The organism is Pseudomonas sp. SG-MS2 (genome assembly GCF_009933855.1).
Taxonomy (GTDB): Bacteria; Pseudomonadota; Gammaproteobacteria; order Pseudomonadales; family Pseudomonadaceae; genus Aquipseudomonas; species Aquipseudomonas putida_E.
Map to the genome: position 1 here is coordinate 1 of NZ_MOMO01000178.1, position 6,704 is coordinate 6,704.

Consider the following 6,704-nt stretch of genomic DNA (forward strand, 5'->3'; position numbering starts at 1 on the left):
AGTACATTGCCGGTCAGTTCGGTTTGCTGTTCGGTGGCGGCTACCGCATTGCTGTCATCCACCGCTTGTGGCGCATCGTCACGGACGATCACATCCAGCGACCCTTGGGCAACATCGCCGTCGCTGTCGCTGACCAGTACCGGCAACTGTTCGCCCTGTGAGTTGTTGCCCTCGCCCTCAACGTGCTGCTCGGCACCGGTCAGGGTATAGCTGTAGCTCACCACGCCCGTGGCAGGGTTGTACCCGGTAATGATCAGGGTGTTGCCCAGGCCCGTGGTGATCGATTGGCCAACACCGGTCACCACACCAGCGGTCACCACGTTGATGCCACCCACACTGAGGTTGTACACGCCGTCTGGCGCCAGCACGGTAAAACTGCCTTGCTGGGTCAGGGTTGCGGGGTTGCTGGCCGACCCCTGGGGTAGATTGGCCTCATCCAGACTCAGCTCGCCAGGGCTGACATTCAACCCCCGCAACGCTACCGGACTGTCTTCGTCGATCGGCGTGATGGGTGGATTGGGCTGCTCCGGCGGATTGGGCGGACCAGGCGGCAGGCCACCATTGCCACCGTTGCCAGCCCCCAAGGAGTCGCGCCCGCTGCCATCCAGGCCACCCACATAGCGGTTGGCCAATTCAGGAATGCCATTGAAGCCAGCCGTGGGAAAGCCCACCACCGGGTCAACCCGATCCGCCACTTCGGTAAGCAACACAAAGCTGTGGCCACCGCCCAGTGCGCCTGGCGCGCCGTTGCCGCCATTTCCAGCGGCAGGGGCTTCGGTGTTGACGCTAGGGTCATCGCCGGCGGCAATCGCCCGCTGAATGCGCTCGACATCGCTCAGCTGCGCCTCGCTCGGCGCAACGTCCTGAGCCTGTACAGGGGCGGCCTGGTTAGCCAGGAGCTTTTCGGTCATGGCCAGGCTGCTGTCGCGGCCGAGTGTCAGCTCGGCGCCATTATGCAAGCGCACAGCCACGGCGCCTGCGGCACCCGTTTGCAACTGCTCGCCCGCGTACAGGCGATCGCCCTCGATCAGAGGGCGTCGGCTGCCATCGCTGCCAACGGCAAATACTTGCCCCACCACCTTGCTGACCACACCGACTGACTTAGCCATGAGCGCACGCCTCCCTAACCTATTGGCTACACAGCCAACAACATGGCAGATGGAGGTCAACGGCTTCGCGCCCGCATGTCTCAACCGTGAGAATCGTGCGCGAAGGTCACTGATTTGGCGATAGTCATAATGTAAATTTGCCACCACTGGATGCCAAATTTTTGTCGCCAAATTCCGCTTTTACCTACCTACCCCACGTCCTTAGCCATAAAAAATCTGGAACTCATTGCGATGCAGGAAACTCGCAGGCTACAGCGGCTTCCGAAATCACTTGAATGAAACAATGTCTTGGTTTCGATAGACCGCATAAGTTTTTTTTCGCATATCACTTATGAAAAAATCTTCTTAGCTCGCGCGCTAAATGTTCTTAGCTCTGTTGTTACAAACATGAAACGGTTTGAACGATAAAAATCGTCATTTTTTTGGCGAGAAGAAGCAGGGCCATTTTGAGATCAGGGAGAAGTACCCCATGCGCAGGTTCAACCCCATCACCAGTGCAATTCTGTTGGCCATGGCGTGCGCCAACGTTCAGGCGATGTCGCTCAACGAGGCTGTCCAGAGCGCCGTGGACTACCACCCGGAAATAAGCTCCAACCGCAACAGCAGGTTGTCAGCCGACGAGGACGTGAAATTTGCCCGTGGTGGGTACTATCCAACCGTCGACCTGGTAGCCGGGTACGGCAGACAGCGCTCGGACAACATCAATACCCGCGGCCTGAACGCTGACGGTACCCGCAACCACAACAAAGAAACCCTGAACTACACCCAGTCGGAGTTGCGCCTTCGGCAAATGATCTTCGATGGTTTCAACACAGCCAACGAAGTGGGCCGTACCGAGGCGGTGGCCACCTCCCGCGCCTACTACACTCAGGCCGTCGCCCAAGATGTCGCCCTGCGCGCCATCGAGGTGTACCTGGAAGTGCTGAAGCGCCGAGAGTTGGTGACCCTGGCAAAGAACAACCTGCAGGCGCACCTGCGCGTCAGCGATCAGATAGGCCTGCGTAGCGAGCGGGGCGTAGGCAGCACCGCCGACCTTGACCAATCCCGCGCACGCCGGGCTCTGGCGGAAAACAACCTGGACACCGCCGAGGTCGACCTGGCCGATGCCGAGGCCAACTTCTACAGCGTGGTCGGCCGCCTGCCGGATGAGCTGGAAGGCCCGCAATCGGTCAAGGTGGAAATGCCTGGCACTCTGGACGAAGCGCGTGAAGGCATGCGCCAGAACAACCCCTACTTGAAATCTGCCCAGGCCGACGTCAATGCCGCCGAGCAGCAGTACGAAGCGGCCAAATCGCCTTTCTACCCACGGCTGGACGCGGTGCTGGCCACCGGCGCCAACAACAACCTCGGTGGCGAAAAAGGCCACAGCAACAACGACTGGCAGGCCGGCGTCGAGCTCAGCTACAACCTGTTCCGCGGCGGCAGCGACAAGGCCCGCCTGCAGTCCGACGCGCACAAGATCAACCAGGCACTGGACATCCGCAACAACGCGCTGCGCGAGCTGACCGAAAACCTCAGCCTGGCCTGGAACGCCATGAACAACGCCCGTAAACAGACCCCTACCGCCCGCGAGTACGCAGAAACGACGCAACGTGTGCGCGCCGCCTATCAGGACCAGTTCGGCCTGGGCCAACGCACCCTGCTCGATGTGCTGGACAGCGAGAATGAGCTGTACAACGCCAACCGCCGTTACACCGAGGTGCGTTACACCGAGGAGTACTCGATGTATCGCGTGCTGGCGACCATGGGTGAGCTGCTGAGCAAACAGCGTATTTCACTGCCGCCGGAGGCCATCGCCAACAACGACGTACGCACCGAGGCCAGGTTGCCCGACATGCGTTGAGCCAGCCCCACGCAACTGGCACTCAGCACCGCGCCTCATCCCCCTTACACCGTGGCGGGAGTAGTTCATCGTGACCAGTATGCAAAGCGCACAACCGCGCCCCGATGTCGATGACCCCCTGCTCGATGGCCTGCTGATTCTGTGCCGCCTGCACGGTCGGCCGGCCAGCCGCGCCAGCCTGAGCAGTGGGCTGCCACTGCTCCAGCAACGCCTGGGTGCAGATTTGCTGCCACGCGCTGCGGCGCGTGCCGGTTTGCAAGGGCGTGTGCTGCAGCGTGAGCTGGAGGCCATTTCGCCGCTCAACCTGCCGGTGCTGCTGTTGCTCAACGACGGCCGCAGCGCCGTGCTGCAGCGCTGGGGCGAAGATGGCCGGGCGCTGATCCTGCCCTGCGAGGCTGAGGGCGGCGAACAATGGGTAGAGCGCGAGGCGCTGGAACAGGCCTACGCAGGTCACGCTTTGTTCGCACGACCCCGTCATACCCTGGAGGAAGTCCGCTCACCGCTGCTGCCACGGGTGGAGGCCTGGTTCCGCGATACCTTGCGCCATTCCCGCTGGCTGTACGGCGATGCCCTGCTGGCCAGCCTGCTGATCAACCTGCTGGGCCTGATGGTGCCGCTGTTCGTGATGCAGACCTACGATCGCGTGGTACCCAACCAGGCACTTTCGACCTTATGGGTGCTGGTCGCTGGCCTGTTCATCGGCACCGCCTTCGAGCTGGTGCTGCGCATGGTGCGCGCCCACCTGCTGGACCAGGCCGGCAAGAAGACCGACCTGATCCTCTCCGCCGCCCTGTTCGAACGCATCACCGGCATGGCCATGAAAGCCAAACCTGCCAGCATCGGCGGCTTCGCCCAGAGCATCCATGACTTCCAGGGCCTGCGCGAATTCCTCACCGCAGTCACCCTGACCAGCATCATCGACCTGCCCTTCGTCGCCCTCATGCTACTGGTGATCGGCCTGCTGGGCGGCTGGCTGGTACTGATCCCACTGATCGCCTTCCCGCTGGCGGTGGGCTTTGCCCTGTTCATTCAGGCACGCCTGCGCGACACCGTGCAAAAAAGCCTCAGTCTCGGTGCGGTACGCCAGGCACTGCTGATCGAAACCCTCGGCGGCCTGGAAACCCTCAAGGCCTGCGGTGCCGAGAGCGAGCGCCAGTACCAGTGGGAACACACCAATGGCGCCATGGCCCGCCTCGACGCCCACGCCCGCAACCTGTCGTCGCTGGCCAGCAACGGCACGCTGTTCATCCAGCAGTTCTGCGGCATGGCCACCATCGTCGCCGGGGTGTACAGCATCATCGCTGGCAACCTCAGTGTCGGCGCCCTGGTCGCCAGCTACATGCTCGGTAGCCGGGTGCTGGCACCGCTCGGCCAGATTGCAGGGCTGATCACCCGCTATCAGCAAGCGCAACTGACGATGCGCAGCACCGATGCCCTGATGGCCCTGCCGCAAGAGCGCCAGGCCGAACAGCAAGCCCTGGAGCACACCGCGCTCAAGGGCGGCCTGACCCTCAGCCATGTCAGCTTCCGCTACCCGGCACAGGCCAGCCCGGCACTGCAGGATGTGAACGTGGCCATAAAGCCGGGTGAGCGGATTGGCATCATCGGCCGCAGCGGCTCGGGCAAAAGCACCCTGGGCCGCCTGCTGATGGGCTTCCATCACCCGGAAGAAGGCCAGGTATTGCTGGACAACCTCGACCTGCGCCAACTGGACATCGCCGACCTGCGCAGCCAGCTTGGCTACGTCGCCCATGACCTGCCGCTGCTGGCCGGCAGCCTGCGTGACAACCTGACCCTCGGTGCCCGCCACGTAAGCGATGCGCGCATGCTCGAAGTGGCCGAACTGACCGGCGTCAGCGAGCTGGCCCGCCAGCACCCGCAGGGTTTCGACCGCCCGGTGGGCGAACGTGGCCAATTGCTTTCCGGCGGGCAGCGCCAGGCCGTGCTGCTGGCCCGCGCGCTGTTGCTGGAGCCACCCATCCTGATCCTCGACGAACCTACCAGCCACATGGACAACAGCAGCGAAGAGCAACTGCGCCAGCGACTGCTGAACTGGGTGCCCGGCAAGACCCTGCTGCTGGTCACCCACCGCACCTCGATGCTTAGCCTGGTGGACCGGCTGCTGGTACTGGACAACGGCAAGATCGTCGCCGACGGGCCAAAGGATGCGGTTATCGATGCCCTGCGCAAGGGCCGCATCGGCGCAGCTCTCTAGGAGGTTTCCATGCCCATCGGCCACAGCGTGCGCAGTTCCCACAGCAGCGCCGACAAGCGCACCGAACACGACTACATGCCAGAGCTGGCCAGCGCCACCCTGCAAGATTCCCCGCGCCTGTCACGCCTGACCGTGTGGCTGGCAGCGGCGCTACTGCTCGCGGCCTTGACCTGGGCGAGCCTGGCAGTGCTCGACGAGGTAACCGTCGGCGAAGGCAAGGCGATTCCTTCGAGCAAGGTGCAGGTGGTGCAGAACCTGGAGGGCGGCATCGTCACTGAGATTTTCGTGCGCGAAGGCCAGATGGTGGACAAAGGCGCCACCCTGCTGCGCCTGGACGACACGCGGTTCAAGTCCAACAAAGGTGAAAGCGAGGCTGACCGCTATGCCTTGACCGCCCAGGTCGAGCGCCTGTCCGCCGAAGCCGAAGGGCGGCCCTTGGTGCTGTCCGAGGAGGTCCGCGCCAAGGCGCCGCAAGTGGCCGAGGACGAATTGTCGTTGTACGACTCGCGCCAGCGCCGCCTGGCCAGTGAAAAGCAGACCCTCAACGAGCAGTTGCGACAAAAGACCCAGGAATTGGCCGAGTTCCGTTCCAAGGTCGAACAGTACCGTTCGGCGGTAGGCCTGCTGCAGCAGGAACTAAACATGTCCGCGCCGCTGGTGAGCAAGGGTGCCATTTCACCGGTGGAAATCCTGCGGCTCAAGCAACGCACGGTCGAAGCTCGCGGCCAGCTCAACGCCACCAGCCTGGCCATCCCCCGCGCCGAGGCCGCCGTGGCCGAGATCAGGAGCAAGATCCAGGAATCGGACGCCAGCTTCCGCTCCGAGGCCGCCAAGGAGCTCAACGACAAACGCACGGAGCTGTCGAAGATCACCGCCACCAGCATCGCCATCGACGACCGGGTCAACCGCACTACCGTGGTTTCGCCGGTGCACGGCATCGTCAAGATGCTCAAAGTCAACACAATTGGCGGGGTGGTGCAGCCAGGCAGCGACCTGGTGGAGATCGTGCCGATCGAGGACAACCTGCTGATCGAAGCCAAGGTGCGGCCACAGGACGTGGCATTCCTGCACCCGGGGCAGCCGGCGATGGTGAAGTTCAGTGCGTATGACTACACCATTTATGGCGGCATGAAGGCCAAGCTTGAGTTGATCAGTGCCGATACCGTGACCGATGACAAGGGCAATGCGTTTTACCTGATTCAGGTGCGCACCGAGAAGAACCACTTGGGCGGCGATAACAAGCCGCTGCTGATCATCCCCGGGATGGTGGCCACGGTGGATATCATCACCGGGCAGAAGAGTGTGCTGGATTATCTGCTCAAGCCGGTGCTCAAGGCACGGACCGAGGCGTTGCGGGAGCGGTGAACGGTTTGCCAGGGCCCGTTCGCGGGGTTACCCGCGAGGGTGCAATCGTGTGGAGAAAACGGCACTGACAGTGCAGGTGTCAACCTTCACCGTGATTTCTTTGAAACGTCTCAAGCCCCATTGCCCTGATCTGCCCCTCGATCAACACTTCGAACGGGCGCAGCAACTCATC

General features: G+C 62.7%; 4 protein-coding genes and 1 pseudogene. 3 read left to right on the plus strand and 2 right to left on the minus strand.

All coding sequences use genetic code 11. The features are described 5' to 3' along the window. Positions 1-1,109 (minus strand): retention module-containing protein (locus tag BLX42_RS15190; RefSeq protein WP_161872097.1); only part of this gene is annotated, 1,109 nt, incomplete at its 3' end. Between the two features lie 469 nt (positions 1,110-1,578). Here BLX42_RS15190 and BLX42_RS15195 point away from each other — a divergent pair. The 3 genes from BLX42_RS15195 to BLX42_RS15205 all read left to right on the plus strand — a co-directional run bounded on the left by BLX42_RS15195 (position 1,579) and on the right by BLX42_RS15205 (position 6,532). Continuing rightward, complete coding sequence (locus BLX42_RS15195; protein ID WP_161872098.1) at positions 1,579-2,952, plus strand: TolC family outer membrane protein; 1,374 nt, start codon at positions 1,579-1,581, stop codon at positions 2,950-2,952. Positions 2,953-3,031: 79 nt separating this feature from the next. Then, positions 3,032-5,167, plus strand: coding sequence for a type I secretion system permease/ATPase (locus tag BLX42_RS15200; protein ID WP_144415512.1), 2,136 nt, complete (start codon positions 3,032-3,034; stop codon positions 5,165-5,167). Between the two features lie 9 nt (positions 5,168-5,176). Further along, on the plus strand, positions 5,177-6,532 hold the full coding sequence (locus BLX42_RS15205; protein WP_161872099.1) for an HlyD family type I secretion periplasmic adaptor subunit: 1,356 nt from the start codon (positions 5,177-5,179) through the stop codon (positions 6,530-6,532). A gap of 79 nt (positions 6,533-6,611) precedes the next feature. Here the strand turns inward: BLX42_RS15205 and BLX42_RS15210 are convergent. Then, positions 6,612-6,704: pseudogene (locus BLX42_RS15210) on the minus strand (DTW domain-containing protein); the annotation flags it as partial.

Coding starts and splice junctions, on each gene's coding strand:
- BLX42_RS15195 (WP_161872098.1), top strand. CDS start 1,579: ATGCGCAGGTTCAACCCCATCACCAGTGCAATTCTGTTGGCCATGGCG.
- BLX42_RS15200 (WP_144415512.1), top strand. CDS start 3,032: ATGCAAAGCGCACAACCGCGCCCCGATGTCGATGACCCCCTGCTCGAT.
- BLX42_RS15205 (WP_161872099.1), top strand. CDS start 5,177: ATGCCCATCGGCCACAGCGTGCGCAGTTCCCACAGCAGCGCCGACAAG.